Origin of the sequence: Gordonia polyisoprenivorans (assembly GCF_017654315.1) — a bacterium.
GTDB classification, from domain to species: Bacteria; Actinomycetota; Actinomycetes; order Mycobacteriales; family Mycobacteriaceae; genus Gordonia; species Gordonia polyisoprenivorans_A.
This window is the reverse complement of the sequence record NZ_CP072203.1, coordinates 5638137-5654933: the sequence shown is the minus strand read 5'-3', so window position 1 is coordinate 5654933 and position 16797 is coordinate 5638137. Positions and strand designations below refer to the sequence as shown.

Here is a 16797-nt window from a genome sequence, read left to right as displayed (position 1 = left end):
GATGACCGGACGTCTCGGAATCGGCAAGCGCGCGTGGCAGATCATCGCGCTGCTGGTATTGCTCGTACTGATCGTGGTGGCCGGATACATCGGCTACAACCGGGTCACCAACACCCGGCTGACCGCGTACTTCGCCACCACCACCGGCCTCTACAACGGCGACCCGGTGCGGGTGCTCGGCGTCAACGTCGGTCACGTCACCTCGATCACCCCGCGCAGCGGTGACGTCAAGGTCGAGATGGATGTCGATCGCAGCGTCAGGATCCCCGCCGACGCGCGCGCGGTCGTCGTCGCCCAGAGCCTGGTGTCGGGCCGCTTCATCCAGCTGACCCCGGTGTACTCGTCGGGCCCGCAGATGACCGACGGCACCGACATCCCGATGGAGCGGACCGCCGTCCCGATGGAGTGGGATCAGGTCAAACAGCAACTGCAACGGCTGACCGATGCGGTCGGCCCCAACGGCGCCGACCCGGGTGCCGCGGCGCGCGCCATCGACGTCGGCGCGCAAAACCTCGACGGCGCAGGACAATCCATCAACAACTCGATAACCCAGCTCTCCGACGTGATGGGCACGCTGGCATCGGGACGGGACGACCTGTTCACCACGATCCGCAACCTACAGAAGCTGACCGACGCGCTCTCGTCGAGCCATGAGCAGATGGTGCAGTTCAACGGACGCATCGCGTCGGTATCGAGCGTCCTCGCCGACAACACCGATCAACTCAACGGTGCTCTGCACAACCTGGATTCGGCGATGACCGACGTCCAGAACTTCATCAACACCAACCAGAACTCGTTGACCGGCGCGGTGTCGCGGCTGGCGCAGACCACCGGCATCCTGGCCGCCAAGGACGAACAGATGCGCGGGCTGCTGCATTCGGCGCCCAACCAGCTCGCCAACTTCTACAACATCTACAACCCGCTGACCGGATCGTTGTCCGGGGTGTTCGGACTCGGTATGGGCAACAACCTGATCACGCTGCTGTGCGGGACGATGGAGGCCAACAACCGGCCCGGCCAGAGCCAGGTCGACATCGACAAATGCGTCGACACCCTGGCGCCCGTGCTGCAGTCCATCGTCGTCGCCTACCCGCCGTTCATGTCCAATCCGGTCAACGGCATCAACGCGACACCCGGCCAGGTGACCTACCAGAACGCCGACGTGGCCGCGCGCGCCCAGCAGGGCATCCGGAACCAGGATGCGGCGACCCGACGCGCCAACGGCGGTGGGCCGCTCGCCGACCTGCTCGTCCCGTGGGGCGGTGCGGGCTGATGCGCCGGCTGCGGTGGCGTGACCTACGCCTGATCCTGCTCGTCGCCACGGTGACGGTGCTGGCCTCGGCGTGCGGCTTCAACGGCGTCAACAGCCTGCCGGTACCCGGCGCGCAGGGCACCGGCGACGGTTCGTACAAGATCAGCGCCGTCATCCCCAGTGCTGCGGGCCTGACCAACAACGCGCCCGTGCTCATCGACGACGCCACCGTCGGCAGCGTCGGATCGATCAGCGTCGCACCCGGATGGAACGCCAAGGTCGACATCCGGCTCAACCCGGGCGTGAAGGTGGCCGACGGATCGCACGTCATGGTCGGGATGACCAGCGTGCTCGGATCGACCCACCTCGAGATCGTCGAGCCGACGGGGACCGCCACGGGCTACATGCAGGCCGGCGATCAGATCCCGCTGCCGAAGTGCCCGAAGGTCGACAACATCGCCCAGCCGACCGAAGCCGCTGTCGCCGACATCAATTCGGCCCAACAGGTGGCCGGTTGCAACTATCCGACCACCGAGCAGGTCCTCAGCGCGTTGTCGGTGGTACTCAACGGTGGTGGGCTGTCGCAGTTCGGCGACATCGTCCACGAGATGAGCCAGATCTTCGACGGCCACGATCAGCAGATCCGGGCCCTGATCCCGCAGCTGACCACCCTGGTCGGAGACCTGAACAGGCAGACCGACAACATCATTCGCGCAGGCGAGGGCCTCGACCGACTCACCGTTGCGGTCAATCAGCAGACCCCGACGCTGCAGAAGGCGTTGCGCGACGGCCCGCAGATCCTCAAGCTCCTCAACGATCAACGTCAGCAGTTCGTCAACGCCCTCGACGCGGTCGGGCGTCTGTCGTCGACGACCAACGATGTCCTCGACGCGAATTCGCAGGACATCAAGACGATCGTGGCCAACATGGCCAAGGCGTTCCAGGGTCTGGCCGCCGCCGGCCCGGCACTGCCGGGTTCGCTGCGCCTGCTCCTGACCTTCCCGTTCCTGGAGGAGGAGATCCCGACGATGGTCAAGGGCGACTACATCAACTCCGACCTCGTCCTCGACCTCACGATCCCCAAGCTGCAACGCAGCATCCTGCGGTCGGTCGGAGTCGTCGGCCCCGAGGGTGTCACCGGCCAGCCCGCCGGCGCAGCCGGACGTGGCCTCAACCCGTTCACCTCGCCGCTGCAGCCGGGTGACGAAACCCGCTCGGAGAACGCCCCTCCCATTCCGGCCACCCAGAACACCCCGGGATCGAACGGAGGCGGCAACTGATGAAGATCACCCGTTTCGTCCGCATCCAGCTGATCATCTTCGCGATCGTCACCGTCATCGCGATTGTCGCGATGGCCCTGTTCTACGTGCGCATTCCGGCGATGTTCGGAGTCGGACGGTATGCGGTGACCCTCCAGTTGCCCAACACCGGTGGGCTGTACGAGAACGCCAACGTGGCCTTCCGCGGCGTCAACGTCGGCAAGGTCAAGTCGGTGCGGCTCACCGAGAACGGGGTGGCGGCGACCCTGTCCATCGACAGTGGCACCAAGATCCCCACGAATTCCGCGGCGTCGGTACACAGCGTGTCCGCGGTCGGTGAGCAGTACGTCGAATTCACCCCGCCCACCGGCGATTCCAGCTCCGACTACCTCGCCGACGGCGCAACGGTATCGACAACCGATGTGCCGGTGGAGATCTCGTCGGTCCTCGACCAGGCGACGGCCTTGCTCAACCGCGTCGGCGACAGCAATCTGCGCTCACTCATCGACGAGGCCTTCGACGCGTTCAACGGCACCGCCGAAGACCTGCGGCGCCTGATGGACTCGATGATCCTGCTCGTCGATGACGCAGACAAGAACTCGGACGTGACCATCGATCTCGTCAAACAGGCGGGACCGTTGATGGCCACCCAGTCGGCCACCGCCGATCAGATCCGGGCGTGGACCGCCGACGCGGTCAAGGTGACAGATCAGTTGCGCGCCAACAACCCCGAGATCACCGACCTGCTTCAGAAGGGACCCTCGGTGGCGTCGTCGGCGCAGAAGCTGTTCGCCTCGATGGACCAGTCGCTGCCCCTGTTGCTGGCCAACCTCAACACGGTGTCGAAGACGACGGCGGTGTATCTGCCGAACCTGCAACAGGTCCTGGTGATCTATCCGCGTCTGATCGACACCCTGCTGACCGCGTTGAACGCCGGCGACCCGCGGTACGGCCCGAGCGTCGAATTCTCGCTGGGTTTCCAGGATCCGCCGCCGTGCACCATCGGCTACCTGCCGCCGTCGCAATGGCGCAGCCCCGCCGTGCAAACCGCGCGCGACCTGCCGCCGGGCATGCTGTGCCGGGTACCGCAGAACTCGCAGATCGCCGTGCGCGGCGCACGCAACTTTCCGTGTGCGGAATTCCCCGGCAGGCGGGCCCCGACCCCCGAGGAATGCCGCACCGGGTACAAGCCGATCAGCAATCAGGTGGTGCCGTTTCCCAACGGCATTCCGGGCATCCTGCCCGCACCCGCCGGATATGTCACCCAGGGGACGCCGACCGAACAAGAGGACGGTCCCGCGGTCTACGGCACCACGTACGATCCGGAGTCGGGTGACTTCATCGGCCCCGACGGACGCACGTACAACGCCGGCACCGGTACCGGCACCGACAACGATCAGCAAGGACAAGGCAGCACATGGCAGAGCCTGATCACCGGAGCGGTGGACGCCCAGTGACGCCGGCTTCGCAAGCCCGGACCCCGGTCCGGTCGGCGCCGCTGCGCCGACGTCGTACGCCGACCAAGCCCGACGAGGCGCCTCAGGTCGAGGCACCGAAAGTCGAGGCACCACCGGCCGACACCGCGCCGGCCGACACCGCACCGGCCGAGGTCGCGACGCCCGAGCAGCCGTCGCCGGCGGTGAATCTGACCAAACCCGAGCGCACCGGCCCGGTGGCCGACCCGGATGAGTTGGTCTCCTCGCTGAGCTATCGCGAGCGGCGTCAACGCCGGATGGCTGCCGCCCCGGGTGGCGACGATGCCGCACCGGTCACCAAGGTCTCCGCGCTGCGGGCGCGATCGGATCGCTCGATCGTGGCGTGGGTCGCGACGGGACTCGCGGTGATCGTCATCGTCGGGTGCCTCGTCGCCTCGGCGGTGTTCGCGATCGCACTCGGACGCATCGACCATCAGCGGGATCTGCGCGCGGAGTACTCGTCGTTCGCCCAGCAGATGACGGTCACGATGACCAGCCTCAATCCGGGCAACGTCGACGCCGCGATGAAGACCATGTCGGACAAGACCAGCGGCACCGCCCAGCAACGACTCAACGAGTCCATGGGGCAAGCGGTCTCGCTCATCCGGGACCAGAAACTCGACGTGCAGTCCACCGTCATCAGCGACGCCGTCACCAAGGCCGACGCCGACGAGGGCACGGTGATCGTCGTCTACGGCTGGCAGATGAAGCCGACGGACCCCAAGGAGCAGACCATCGTCCAGACCTTCCGGTGGCGGGTCGACATCACCCGGATCAACGGCGAGCTGAAGATGACCGATTTCGAGTGGGTGACATGATGCGGCTGTCGGTTGCACAGGTCCTCGCGGGCGTCCTCACATTGCTGGTCGTGGCATCGGTGGCGCTCGCCGGGGTACTCGGCTACCGCTACCTCGACGCCCGATGGACCGAACAGGCCCGGGACTCGTCGCTGGATGCGGCGAGGTCGTACGCCACCACGATGTTCGGATACGACCCGGGCAACGTCGAAGCCCACGTCAACAGTTCGAAGTCGGTGGTCACCGGTGCCGCGAAGTCCCAGTACGACAAGCTCATCACCAATCCCGTTCAGGGACAGAACATCGACTTCATCGAGGGTGTGAAGAAGCAGCAGGTGGTCTCCCAGGCCGTCATCCAGGACGCCGGGGTGGTCACCAACACCCGCGACTCCTCGACGGTCCTGATCTTCATGAACCAGTCGGTCAGCCGCGGCGGCAAGGATCTGGTGCGCGTCGACCCGAGCCGGTTGACGTTCGCGATGGTCAAGCAGGACGGCCGCTGGATGATCCAGAACATCGACGTCATCACCGACGACTCGTTCCGCAGCCGCATCCAGCAGGTGTCGACGCCGCCGCCCGGCGCGGTACCGTTGCCTGGACCGAGTGATACGTCCACCTCGGCCCCGGCTCCCGATTCCGCCGCGCCCGATTCTTCTGCACCCCAGACGAGTGCGCCCGCGCCATCGGTGGTGCCGACCCCGTAAACCCAGGGAGGCGACGCGATGAGCGATCACATTCTGACCGATGACCAGATCGCCGCCCTGACCCCCGAGGACCGCCGCGATCTGATCGTCCGTCTGGCCCGCCCGCTCGACGACGTGTTGCCGGATCCGGTCAAACGCAATCGGATTCGACGTGCCCGCATCGGGCTCATGGCCGGTGGTGCGATCGGCCTGATCCCATGGATCGTCTTCCTCGGGTTGAGCCTTCCGGTCGACTACGTCGCCCACAACTGGTCGATCACCTGGGTCGGTTTCGACGTCCTGCTCGTCGCGATGATGGCCACCACCGCCGTCCTGGCGTGGCAGCGCCGGCAGATGCTGGTGCTCGCCGGCTTCGCCACCGGACTCCTGCTGATCTGCGATGCATGGTTCGACATCATGACCGCCGCACCGGCCGACCGCTGGATCTCGTTGCTGACCGCGGCCTTCGCGGAACTCCCGCTGGCAGCCCTGCTCATCGTCGGCACCATGCGATTGATCCGCCTGACCGGGGTGCGACTCTGGCTCCTCGAGCCGCACTCCCGGCTGTGGCATCTGCCGATGCTGTTCACCTGAGTTGCGCGCGGGCAACCCGGGCGTCACCGGCTACTGCGCGGGTTCGTACCCCATCGGCAGCATGGTCGACTTGTGCTCGACGAAGGATTCGAGTCCCTCCGGTCCGCATTCGCGACCGATACCGGAGTTCTTGTAGCCGCCGAACGGTGATCCGGGATCGATGGCGTAGAAGTTGATGCCGAAGGTTCCGGTGCGGATCCTGCCGGAGATCTCGATGCCGCGTTCGACGTCGGAGGTCCACACCGACCCGGCCAATCCGTAGTCGGAGTCGTTGGCGATCGCGATGGCCTCGTCGACGTCGTCGTAGTCGATCACCGAGAGCACCGGGCCGAAGATCTCCTCCTGGGCGATCGTCATGTCGTTGGTGACGTCGGTGAAGATGGTCGGGGTGATGAAGTGGCCGCCATCCAGATCGGCGGGGCGCGTGCTCTCCAATACCGGTGTGGCTCCGGCCTTCTTGCCGGCCTCGATGTATCCTTCGATGCGTTGCAGTTGGCGCTCGCTGATCACCGGGCCGAGCTGCACCTCCGGATCCGAGGGCAGGCCGACCTTCATCGCCTTGGCCGCCTCGACCATCACCGAGACGATCTCGTCGCGGCGGCTGCGCGGCACCAGGACCCGAGTCTGCGCGACGCATGCCTGCCCGGTGTTGAACAGACCCAGGAACACCAGCATGCCGAGGTTGGCGAGGTCGACGTCGTCGAGGACGATGGCCGCGGATTTGCCGCCGAGTTCGAGGGAGCAGCGCTTGAGGCTCTGCGCGCAGGCCGCACCGATCGCCTTGCCCGCCGCGGTCGAGCCGGTGAAGGTGATCTTGTCGACGTCGGGGTGGTTCACCAGGGCTTCGCCGGTGGCGGTCGCGCCGGGCACCACCGAGATGACGCCCTCGGGTACGCCGGCCTCGGTGAAGATCTCCGCGAGCAGGTTGGCCGTCATCGGGGTTTCCGGTGCCGGTTTGAGCACCACTGAGCATCCGGCGGCCAGCGCTGCCCCGAACTTGTTGCACACCAGGAACAGTGGGACGTTCCACGCGGTGATCGCTCCGACCACCCCGACGGGTTCACGGGTGACCACGGTGGTGCCGAACAGTCCGGTGCGGTACTCCTGCCACGGGTAGTTGCGGGCGGCATCGGCGTAGGCCCGCAGCACACCGGTTCCGGGTAGTTTCTGCAGCATGTCGATGGCGCTCGGCGGTGCGCCCATCTCGGCGGAGACCACGGCGCCGATCTCGTCGAAGCGGGCATCGATCAGGTCGGCGACGCGCTCGAGGACCTCGGCGCGTTCGGCGGCCGGTCGTGACGACCACACACCCGAGTCGAATGCGGCGCGCGCCGCGCGTACGGCGGTGTCCACGTCGGTCTCGTCGGCCAGCGGTACCGATCCCACACGTTCTCCGGTGGCGGGGGAGAAGACCTCGAGAGTTTCGGTGGAATGCGGTGCGACCCAGGTACCTCCCAGGTACAGGCTGGTCTGGTCGCCCCCGACGCGGGTGCCGGCCTCGACGGTCTCGGTCATGACAGATGCTCCTCGGTCCTGCGGGCACATCGCCGGACATGGCGAGGCGCGCGTGTGAATGCCTTCACCACCGATACTAGAACACGTTCTAATTGTCCACGTTCTGATTGCCGTCGACGATCTCGCCGAACCCGCTCAGGCGCCGAAGTGGATCCGGGCTTCCATGGTTGCCACGGCCTCGTCGAACACGTGGCACCGGGCGGGATAATCGGCGGCCTCGAGCAGTTCCTGGCGGTCGGCCGGCCCGATGGGGAGCCGGGCCGCCCAGCCGAAGAGCCCGACGGTGGCCAGGTCGGCGGCGTCGAAGAGCGGGACTTCGTCGTCGAGGGGAACCCCGCGCGCGGCGAACGACTCCTCGACCAGCGCACGCACGCGCGCGCCGATACCGGTGAGTCGCTGCACCGACGCGTCGTCGAGCGACGGTTCGGACAGCGGGCGGATGAGCGCGCGCGGATACGGGTCGTCGGGGAGCCAGTCGACGACCCGGAACCGCCACGTCCCGGTACACGAGATCAGGGTCTGACCGTCGGGTTCGGTCACGGCGGTCTCGATGTCGGCGAAGGTTCCGACGTCATGCCGGACGTCGCCACCACCGACCTCACGGCCGCGTGCGATCAGCACGACACCGAACCCGGACACCGGTGGGTCGTCGGTCGAGTCGTCACCGGAGAGGCAGTCGTGCAACATCTGCCGGTAGCGCGGCTCGAAGATGCGCAGCGGCAGACTTTCTCCCGGGAGCAATGCCGCCCCGAGCGGGAACATCGGCGCCGGTCGCGGTTGCGCGCCGGCGAAGTGTTCGGGTCCGGTGGACGTCAGGAGCTCGGCTTGGCGTCGAGGACCACCTCGAACTCGAGGAGGTCGGCTCCGGAAGCGACGGGCTTGGCGCGCTCCCCGGCGTGTGCCTCGCGAGCCGGGCCGGCGGCCCACGCCTGGAAGTCCTCCTCGGATTCCCACTGGGTCACCACGAAGTACCGGTCGTCACCCTTGACCGGGCGCAGCAACTGGAACCCGAGGAAGCCCTTCGAGCCGTCGACGGAATGGGCCCGGTGGGCGAAGCGCTTCTCGAGCTCGGGGCCTGCGCCCTCGGGGACATGGATTGCATTGATCTTCACAACAGCCATGGCACAAGCCTAGACCCCGCGGCGAGTCCGAATCGCGGGGCGAGCCGGGTAATCTCGTCGGTTGTGACGCGAGGTGTGGCCGACGGGGAGATGCTCGACCGGGGGCTGCTCGACTACGGAGGACTCGGCGCCGACGACCCGGCTCAGGGAGTGGGTCCGATCGTGCTCGTGCACGGCCTGATGGGCCGGGGCCGCACGTGGCGTCGGCAGGTGCCGTGGCTACGACGCTACGGTCGGGTTTTCACCTTCGACGCGGCGTTCCACACCGGTACCCCCGATGCCGTTCTCACCGATCCGGGTCAGGTGTCGACCGAGCGGTTCGTCGCCGACCTCGCCGAGATACTCACCTGGATCGACCTGGGTCCCGCTGTGCTGGTTGGTCATTCGATGGGCGCGCTGCACTCGTGGTGCGTGGCGGCCCGCTACCCGGAGTTGGTGTCGGCGCTCGTGGTGGAGGACATGGCCCCGGATTTCCGCGGCCGCACCACCGAGAACTGGACCCCGTGGGTCTCGTCCTGGCCGGAGCGGTTCGCCTCGCCCGCCGAGGCGATCGCGTTGTTCGGTCCGGTCGCCGGCCGCTACTTCTACGAGGCCTTCGACGACGGGCGGCTGCACGGCGACGTGAAGACCTGGACTGCGATCGCCGACGAGTGGGGTCGGCGGGACTTCTGGGCGCAATGGTGGAAAGTCGGCGTACCGAGCCTGGTGATCGAGGCGCAGGCTGGCGTCACCCCACCCGGTCAGATGCGAAAGATGGCGTCGGGCAACGACTTCGCGACCTATCTCCTCGCCACCGGAGCCGGGCATCTGATCCACGACGACGCACCCGACTTTTATCGCGGGGCCGTCGAGGCGTTTCTCTCGGGGTTGTCCTCGCGGCTGCGGTAGGGGCCTGCGCAAACGCCGACGCCCGCCGCCACCGTGAGGTGACGACGGGCGTCGGCGTTATTGAAAGGGCGACGCGCAGCAGGCTTTTCGCCTACACCGGCGCCGGAGCGACGTAACCGCCGGTCAGTCGGCGGTAGCAGTGCGCGTAGAACAGCTGCCCGAGCGGCCACGTCACGATGAGGCCGATGTAGCAGAGGATGGTGCCGATGTAGGAGAGCACGTAGGCGACCACGAGCGTCAGCAGCGAGTTCGACACCGATGAGCGCGACAGGTTTGTCGATGCGCTCATCGCGGCGCCGAGGCCGAGCTTCTTGTCGATGACGAAGAAGATCGAGAACTGCAGCAGGAAGATCGCGATCAGACCGGGAATGATGCAGAGCACCAGGCCGACCGCGGTGATCAGGCCGACGACGATGGCGGTGCCGACGACCGGGCCGAAGCGATCCGGCTTCAGGAAGGTCGCCACGGAAACCGGCTGACCGTCGGCCACGCGGATTGCGCCGGTGATCATCGATGCCGACAGATACATGATGGCGACGAAGACGACCACGTACAGCACGATTCCGAGGAGCAGGCCACCGGCTCCGAGGTTGCTGGTCTGCACGTTGTAGCTGTAGGTGCCGCCGTATCCGTTGTCGAAGGTCTCGGTGGTCGTCGACGTGGACAGCGCGATGATCGCGAAGTACACGCCCACCATGACACCGCCGATGAGGAACATGATCAGTCCCGGCACGATCATCGGTCCGGGGTTGGCCTTGAACTGGGCCCACGCCCAGCTCAGCGCCTCGCCGATGTTGACCTGCTGCGGAGCGCCTGTCGGTGCCCCGGGTACTCCGGCCCCGGGTGCGCCGTACGGCGGGGGCGTGGCGCCGGGCGGCACCGCGCCGTATCCGCCTGCCGGAGCACCGGATTCGGGTGCGCCATAGCCCGGCTGCTGTCCGTACGACGGGGGCTGCTGACCGTATCCGGGAGGCTGCTGTCCATACGACGGGGGCTGCTGGCCGTAGCCCGGCGGCTGCTGCGGGGGTGGTGTCTGCCCGTACTGGGTGGAGCCGTAGGGATCGGGGGTTCCCGGGCCCTGCGGATTCGGCGGACCGTATCCGGGCTGCTGCGGCTTGCTGAAGTCAGGACCCTCGTTGGGTGGCTCTGTCATGGGGGACAAGTTAGCAGGTGAAAGCCGCAATCAGGTGAAGTTGCGCGGACGGTGTCATCCGGTCTGTAGAGGTCTGGTCATCCGCTCGGCGCAGATGTCTGCCGGAGGCGTAGTCGGCCCTCACGATCCCTCGCCCGCCAAGCAGTACCGACCGTCGGCGGTGAGCTCGACGAGTCCGTCGGTGAGCAAGGAGTCCAGCGCGCGGTCGCGCTGGGACGTATCGGTGATCCACACCGCGTCCAGGCGTGTCCGATCGACCGGAAAATCGTTGTCGCGCAACACGTCCAGGAGTAGTCCGCGTACCTGGCGGTCGGTACCGGCGAACTTCTGCACCCGACGACGCGGGCCGACATGGGCGGGCCGGCCCAGCTTCACCCAGGCACAACCGGTGATGGGGCAGTCGTCGCAGCGCGGGTTGCGTGCGGTGCACACCAGCGCGCCCAACTCCATCAGCGCCGCCGAGTAACGGGGCGCGGTGCGGGCGAACGATCCACGCGGGGTCCGCGGGAGCAGTGCCTCCGCGTCGGCGAGGTCCGAGCGCGACGGATTGCCGGGCTCGGCGCGGCCGTGCACCGCCCGCGCGATGACCCGCCGCACATTGGTGTCGACGACGGGGACCGCCTGCCCGTAGGCGAAGCAGGCGACCGCGCGTGCCGTGTAGTCGCCGATGCCCGGCAGGCCCAACATGGTGGCGACGTCCTCGGGGACGCGGTCATCGTGGTCGGTGGCCAGCACCTTGGCGCATTCGTGCAAGCGCAACGCACGCCGGGGATAGCCGAGCTTGCCCCAGGCGCGCAGCACGTCGGCCGGACTCGACGCCGCCATCGCCGACGGTGCGGGCCAGCGCTGCACCCATTCGGTCCACGGGCCGATCACCCGGGACACCGGGGTTTGCTGCAACATGATCTCGCTGATGAGGATCTGCCAGGCCGGAAGCCCGGGCGCACGCCAGGGCAGATCGCGTTCATGGCGATCGAACCATGCGAGAACGGTGGTAGGTGGCAGACTGGTTCCCATGATCGGACTCACCCCGAAACGTGCATGGCAGGTACTCCTGGAGGGCAACCGGCGCTTCGTCGCCGGAGAATCGCAACATCCCAGCCAGGGTATCGAGGACCGTCACCGCCTCGCCGCCGGGCAGAACCCGCACGTCGTGCTGTTCGGATGCGCGGATTCACGTCTGGCCGCCGAGATCATCTTCGACCAGGGCCTCGGCGACATGTTCGTCGTCCGCACCGCCGGTCACGTCCTCGACTCCGCGGTCCTCGGCTCGCTCGAGTACGCGGCGGAGGTGCTCGAGGTCCCGCTGATCGTGATCCTCGGTCACGACAGTTGCGGTGCGGTCAAGGCGACCCTCGACGCGCTCGACGACCTGCAGATCCCGGGCGGCTACATCCGCGACGTCGTCGAACGCGTGACGCCCAGCATCCTGGCCGGTCGCAGCGAGGGCCTGACGCGCGTCGATGAGTTCGAGGCCCGGCACGTCGTGGAGACCGGTCAGCTGCTGATGCAGCGCAGCCGGATCATCGCCGACCGTGTCGCCGCGGGAAAGCTGGCCATCGTCGGGCTGACCTACGCCCTCAGCGAGGGCGCTGTTCAGCTGCGCGGTGTGTACGGCGACATCGGCGTGAGTGGTCAGGCCGTCCTGCCGGTGCAGCACACCGAACTCCCCGACGCCGAATCGGCCTAGGTTCCGTGGCCGCGGTGCGCGCGTGATGCCCGTTACCCCACCGGCCCCGTTACCTCACCGGCCCCGCAAGTTTCATGCGACACGCCGACCGACCTCGCCGAGGGCGGTCGGCGTGGCCGTTAGCGTTGGGGCGTGATCGAACCGCAAGGGCCACTCCCACCCGAAATCTATTGGCGACGCCGCATCGTCGCCGGTGGAGTGCTGGTGGCTGTGCTCGCCCTGGTGGTCGGGTTGGTCGTGTGGGCGCAATCGGGTGGCGGTGACGACACGTCGAATACCGCATCCAAGGCGACCCCCTCATCGACGACACCGTCGACCGCGACGACCAATGCCTCGGTCGATCCGTCGCAGGCGCCGTCCGGTGGCGGCACCGGCGGTGGTGGTGGCGGTGCGCCCGCCGACAGCAGTGCCAACCCGAGCGCGCCTCCGTCGGGCTCGGCGGCCGTGCCGGCGCCGGGCGGAAATCCCGCGGCAGCAGACGCGAACATGCCACTGTGCCCGGACAACTCGATCGCCGTCGTGCTCTACACCGACAAGCCGACCTACACCACCGGGAGCCAGCCGGTGTTCACCATCGTGGTGACCAACGCGGGACTGTCCGCATGTGCGCGCGACGTCGGCAAGGCCGCCCAGAACGTGATTGTGCGCACCCTCGACGGCACCCGCACGCTGTGGACCGCGAGTGACTGCTCGCAGATCAACACCGCCAACAATCAGGTGTTGCAGCCGCAACAGCAGGTCAAGGACACCATCACGTGGTCCGGCACCACCAGCAACCCGGGCTGCGACAAGCCGCGCACCCCGGTGCCCGCCGGCTCCTATCAGGCAATCGGAAAGCTCGGCGAGAAGGAGTCGGCGCCGATCACGTTCAACTTCGTGGCGCCGGCCCAGCCCTAACCGGTCCCGCGCACCATCAATTCGACGGGTAGGAGCACCGATTCGACCTCGCGCCCCTCGATGAGATCGAGCAGGCCACGAGCCGCCGTCGCACCGATCCGGCGCGCCGGGGACGCAACGGTCGTCAGCGGCACCGGGAGTTGGGCGGCGATGGGGATGTCGTTGTAGCCGACGAGCGCGAGGTCGTCCGGGATCTGTAGGCCGAGGTCGCGGGCCACACCGAGCACGCCGATGGCGATGGTGTCGGAGACGGCGAAGATCGCGCGTGGCCGGTGCGGACCGTCGAGCAGTTGGCGACCGGCTTCGATACCGCCGTCGACGTCGAAAGCCGACGTCACGATCCTGTTGGGTGGCAACTCGATTCCCGCCTCACCGAGACCGTCGAGGAATCCGGCGAGCCGGTCGGTAGCGGTGGTGGCGTGTGCAGGTCCGCCGATGACGGCGAGGTCGGTGTACCCGCGATCGATGAGATGTCGTGCCGCGAGCCGGCCGCCCTCGCGGTCGTCCCCGCCGACGAAGGGTAGTCCGGCGTCGGCATGCCGGGTGACCGTCAGCATCGGGACGTTCACGGTCAGCGACTCGATGAATTCGGCTGCCGGAGCGTGTAATCCGCCCAGGAGTAGGCCATCGACCCGGCGGCCGACGAGCAACTCGATGGCGTCGCGCTGGGCGGCGGCGTCATCAGGTGGGCTCGCCAACAGCACCGAATAGCCTGCGCGCGTGGCGGCTTCGTCGATGCCCTGATAGGTGGTGGCGACGACGCCGTCGGTCAGACGGGTCATCACGACCCCGAGAGTCGTGGTCTTGCGGGTGCGCAGGCTGGCCGCCCAGACGTTGCGCCGGTAGCCGAGTTCCTCGGCGGCGCGCCGCACCCGCTGGGCCGAGGGCGACCAGCCGTCGACCGGCTCGGGCTGCCGCAATACCCGCGACGCCGTCGACACGTGGACTCCGGCGTGCTCGGCGATCTCCTTGAGCGTCGGCGCCCGGTGGCCACGCGTCGGCCGGCTGTCTGACGACTGTCCTGGCATCGGCGGTGGTGGTCCTTCCTCGGGTCGGCGCGCTTGTTGACGGATGCGGCGATGCGCCATAGCCTACGTGATGCAAACGATCGTGCAAACGTTCTCACAAACGATTGCACACGGTTCTCGCACCCGCCAGGAGGATGCCCATGCCCGCTCAGGACCTCACGCAACTGTTCGCCCTCGACTCGCTGCTCGACGCCGACGAGATCGCCATCCGCGACACCGTCCGCAAGTTCGGTCAGGAGCGGCTGCGGCCGCATATCGGCGACTGGTTCGAGAAGGGTGCGCTACCGGCCCGCGAGCTGGCAAAGGAACTCGGAGCGCTCGGTGCCCTCGGCATGCACCTGGAGGGATACGGCTGCCCGGGGACGAGTGCGACAGCCTACGGCCTGGCCTGCCTCGAACTCGAGGCCGTCGACTCGGGTATCCGCAGCCTGGTGTCGGTTCAGGGATCGCTGGCGATGTTCTCGATCCACCACTGGGGCAGCGAGGAGCAGAAGCAGGAGTGGTTGCCGCGCATGGCCGCCGGCGAGGCCATCGGATGCTTCGGGCTGACCGAGCCGGACTTCGGGTCGAATCCCGCGGGGATGCGCACCAACGCCAAACGTGACGGCGATGACTGGGTACTGAACGGCACCAAGATGTGGATCACCAACGGGTCGATCGCCGATGTCGCGGTGGTGTGGGCGCAGACCGATCTCGAGGAATCTGCGCGCGGCATCCGGGGATTCGTCGTCCCGACCGACATCCCGGGGTTCTCGGCACCGGAGATCACGAAGAAGATGTCGCTGCGGGCCTCGGTCACCTCCGAGTTGGTGCTCGACGACGTGCGGCTGCCGGCGTCGGCGATGCTGCCGGAGGCCGCCGGACTCCGTGGGCCGCTCACGAGCCTGGGTGAGGCGCGCTTCGGCATCATCTTCGGTGCGATCGGTGCCGCCCGCGACTGTCTGGAAACGGCCGTCGAGTACGCGCAGTCACGCGCCGTGTTCGACAAACCGCTTGCGGCATACCAGATCACGCAGACCAAGATCGCCGACATGGCGCTCGAGGTCGGCAAGGGGCATCTGCTCGCCTATCACCTCGGCCGGCTCAAGGACCGTGGCGAACTGCGCCCGGAACAGGTCAGCACCGGCAAGCTCAACAATGTGCGTGAGGCGATCGCGATCGCTCGTGAGTGCCGAACCATTCTGGGCGCCAACGGGATCACCCTGGAATACCCGGTGATCCGGCACGCCAACAACCTCGAATCGGTACTCACCTACGAGGGCACCTCGGAGGTGCATCAACTGACCATCGGCAAAGCACTGACCGGGGAGGACGCGTTCCGGTGACGGGCGCCCTGGACGGGCTGGTCATCGCCGACTTCGGTCGGGTGCTGGCCGGTCCGTACGCCACGATGCTGCTCGCCGACCTCGGCGCCGAGGTCATCAAGGTCGAGCGACCCGGCACCGGCGACGACACGCGCAGTTGGGGTCCGCCGTGGGTCGGTGAGGACTCGTCGTACTTCCTGTCGGTCAACCGCAACAAGGAGTCGGTGGCCCTCGACCTCGCCGATCCCGCCGGCCTCGCCGCCGCCCGCGAGCTGACCGATCGGGCCGACGTCGTCGTCGAGAACTTCCTGCCCGGCACGCTGGACCGGTTAGGTCTCGGATACGACGCTGTCGCACAACGTAATCCGGACATCGTGTACTGCTCGGTCACCGGCTTCGGCGGCAACAATCAGCTACCGGGCTACGACCTGTTGATCCAGGCGGTCGGCGGCCTGATGAGCATCACCGGCCCCGATGCCGACACCCCGACCAAGGTCGGCGTCGCGATGGTCGACGTCATCACCGGCCTGCACGCCGCGGTGGGTATCCTTGCCGCGCTTCGTCATCGGGACGCGACCGGCCAGGGCCAGCGCATCGAGGTGAACCTGCTCTCGTCGTTGTTGTCGGCCCTGGTCAACCAGTCGTCGGCGTATGTGGCCGCGGGTGTGGTGCCACACGCCATGGGAAATCGGCACCCGAGCATCACGCCGTACGAGGTGTTCTCGACGGCCGATCGGCCACTGGTGCTCGCCGTCGGCAACGACCGGCAGTTCGCCGCGCTCGCCGATGTGCTGGGGCAGCCCGATCTTGCTGCCGACGAACGCTTTTCGACCAACAAGGCCCGGGTGGCACACCGCGATGACCTGGTCGGGCTGCTCAACGAGGCGCTGTCACACGACACCGCCGACGCCTGGTTCACCGTGCTCACCGCGCGCGGCGTGCCATGCGGACCGCTCAACGACGTCGCCGATGCGATCGCACTCGCCGAGCGACTCGGGCTCGCGCCGGTCGTCGAGATCGATGATCCCCGGCGCGACGGCCCGATCACCCAGATCGCCAACCCCATTCGGATGAGCGCGACGCCACCGACCTACCGAACGGCGCCGCCGCGGTTGGGCGAGGACGACCGGTAGGCGAGGAC

General features: G+C 67.5%; 17 protein-coding genes. 11 read left to right on the top strand and 6 right to left on the bottom strand.

Annotation, left to right across the window (positions count from 1 at the left end; genetic code table 11):
- Position 1 precedes the first annotated feature (1 nt).
- From J6U32_RS25380 to J6U32_RS25355, 6 genes are read left to right on the top strand one after another with little or no spacing between them, the layout of a single operon-like run.
- Complete coding sequence (locus J6U32_RS25380) at positions 2–1273, top strand: MCE family protein (protein ID WP_208792681.1); 1272 nt, start codon at positions 2–4, stop codon at positions 1271–1273.
- Positions 1273–2532 (top strand): MCE family protein, encoded by a 1260-nt coding sequence (locus tag J6U32_RS25375; RefSeq protein ID WP_208792680.1) that lies wholly within the window; start codon positions 1273–1275, stop codon positions 2530–2532. The genes J6U32_RS25380 and J6U32_RS25375 overlap by 1 nt, the downstream gene beginning before the upstream one ends.
- Positions 2532–3968, top strand: coding sequence for an MCE family protein (locus J6U32_RS25370; protein ID WP_208792679.1), 1437 nt, complete (start codon positions 2532–2534; stop codon positions 3966–3968). Before J6U32_RS25375 ends, J6U32_RS25370 begins: the two co-directional genes overlap by 1 nt.
- Entirely contained in the window at positions 3965–4804 is an 840-nt protein-coding gene (locus tag J6U32_RS25365; RefSeq protein WP_208792678.1) for a hypothetical protein, read from the top strand. Before J6U32_RS25370 ends, J6U32_RS25365 begins: the two co-directional genes overlap by 4 nt.
- Positions 4801–5487 carry a hypothetical protein gene (locus J6U32_RS25360; RefSeq protein ID WP_208792677.1) on the top strand — a complete coding sequence of 229 codons (687 nt, stop codon included), beginning with the start codon at positions 4801–4803 and terminating at the stop codon, positions 5485–5487. The genes J6U32_RS25365 and J6U32_RS25360 overlap by 4 nt, the downstream gene beginning before the upstream one ends.
- Before the next feature lie 18 nt (positions 5488–5505).
- A complete protein-coding gene (locus J6U32_RS25355; RefSeq protein ID WP_208792676.1) occupies positions 5506–6060 on the top strand; it encodes a hypothetical protein in 555 nt (184 codons plus the stop codon).
- Positions 6061–6090: 30 nt separating this feature from the next.
- Here J6U32_RS25355 and J6U32_RS25350 read toward each other — a convergent pair whose 3' ends face one another.
- From J6U32_RS25350 to mhuD, 3 genes are all read right to left on the bottom strand, one after another.
- On the bottom strand, positions 6091–7575 hold the full coding sequence (locus tag J6U32_RS25350; protein ID WP_208792675.1) for an aldehyde dehydrogenase: 1485 nt from the start codon (positions 7573–7575) through the stop codon (positions 6091–6093).
- Between the two features lie 135 nt (positions 7576–7710).
- A complete protein-coding gene (locus tag J6U32_RS25345; RefSeq protein ID WP_208792674.1) occupies positions 7711–8337 on the bottom strand; it encodes an LON peptidase substrate-binding domain-containing protein in 627 nt (208 codons plus the stop codon).
- 50 nt (positions 8338–8387) lie between these two features.
- Positions 8388–8696 carry a mycobilin-forming heme oxygenase MhuD gene (mhuD, locus tag J6U32_RS25340; RefSeq protein WP_208792673.1) on the bottom strand — a complete coding sequence of 103 codons (309 nt, stop codon included), beginning with the start codon at positions 8694–8696 and terminating at the stop codon, positions 8388–8390.
- Positions 8697–8786: 90 nt separating this feature from the next.
- Here mhuD and J6U32_RS25335 point away from each other — a divergent pair, with 90 nt between their 5' ends.
- Positions 8787–9584: an alpha/beta fold hydrolase gene (locus J6U32_RS25335; protein ID WP_432277002.1), complete on the top strand. Its 798-nt coding sequence runs from the start codon at positions 8787–8789 to the stop codon at positions 9582–9584.
- Between the two features lie 91 nt (positions 9585–9675).
- On the opposite strand, the gene J6U32_RS25330 is transcribed toward J6U32_RS25335, so the two are convergent.
- Positions 9676–10737: a hypothetical protein gene (locus J6U32_RS25330; protein WP_244332367.1), complete on the bottom strand. Its 1062-nt coding sequence runs from the start codon at positions 10735–10737 to the stop codon at positions 9676–9678.
- A gap of 120 nt (positions 10738–10857) precedes the next feature.
- Positions 10858–11754 carry an A/G-specific adenine glycosylase gene (locus J6U32_RS25325; protein WP_208792672.1) on the bottom strand — a complete coding sequence of 299 codons (897 nt, stop codon included), beginning with the start codon at positions 11752–11754 and terminating at the stop codon, positions 10858–10860.
- Between J6U32_RS25325 and J6U32_RS25320 the strand changes: the two genes are divergently transcribed.
- Both J6U32_RS25320 and J6U32_RS25315 read left to right on the top strand, forming a co-directional pair.
- Complete coding sequence (locus tag J6U32_RS25320) at positions 11753–12427, top strand: carbonic anhydrase (RefSeq protein ID WP_006372013.1); 675 nt, start codon at positions 11753–11755, stop codon at positions 12425–12427. The genes J6U32_RS25325 and J6U32_RS25320 overlap by 2 nt on opposite strands.
- A 132-nt stretch (positions 12428–12559) precedes the next feature.
- Positions 12560–13324 (top strand): hypothetical protein, encoded by a 765-nt coding sequence (locus J6U32_RS25315; protein WP_208792671.1) that lies wholly within the window; start codon positions 12560–12562, stop codon positions 13322–13324.
- Here J6U32_RS25315 and J6U32_RS25310 read toward each other — a convergent pair.
- Complete coding sequence (locus J6U32_RS25310; protein ID WP_208792670.1) at positions 13321–14352, bottom strand: LacI family DNA-binding transcriptional regulator; 1032 nt, start codon at positions 14350–14352, stop codon at positions 13321–13323. The genes J6U32_RS25315 and J6U32_RS25310 overlap by 4 nt on opposite strands.
- Before the next feature lie 140 nt (positions 14353–14492).
- On the opposite strand from J6U32_RS25310, the gene J6U32_RS25305 reads away from it, so the two are divergent.
- Together J6U32_RS25305 and J6U32_RS25300 are read left to right on the top strand one after the other, a co-directional pair.
- Complete coding sequence (locus J6U32_RS25305; RefSeq protein ID WP_432276976.1) at positions 14493–15677, top strand: acyl-CoA dehydrogenase family protein; 1185 nt, start codon at positions 14493–14495, stop codon at positions 15675–15677.
- Positions 15674–16789 carry a CaiB/BaiF CoA transferase family protein gene (locus tag J6U32_RS25300; RefSeq protein WP_208792668.1) on the top strand — a complete coding sequence of 372 codons (1116 nt, stop codon included), beginning with the start codon at positions 15674–15676 and terminating at the stop codon, positions 16787–16789. Before J6U32_RS25305 ends, J6U32_RS25300 begins: the two co-directional genes overlap by 4 nt.
- The last annotated feature ends 8 nt before the right edge of the window (positions 16790–16797 follow it).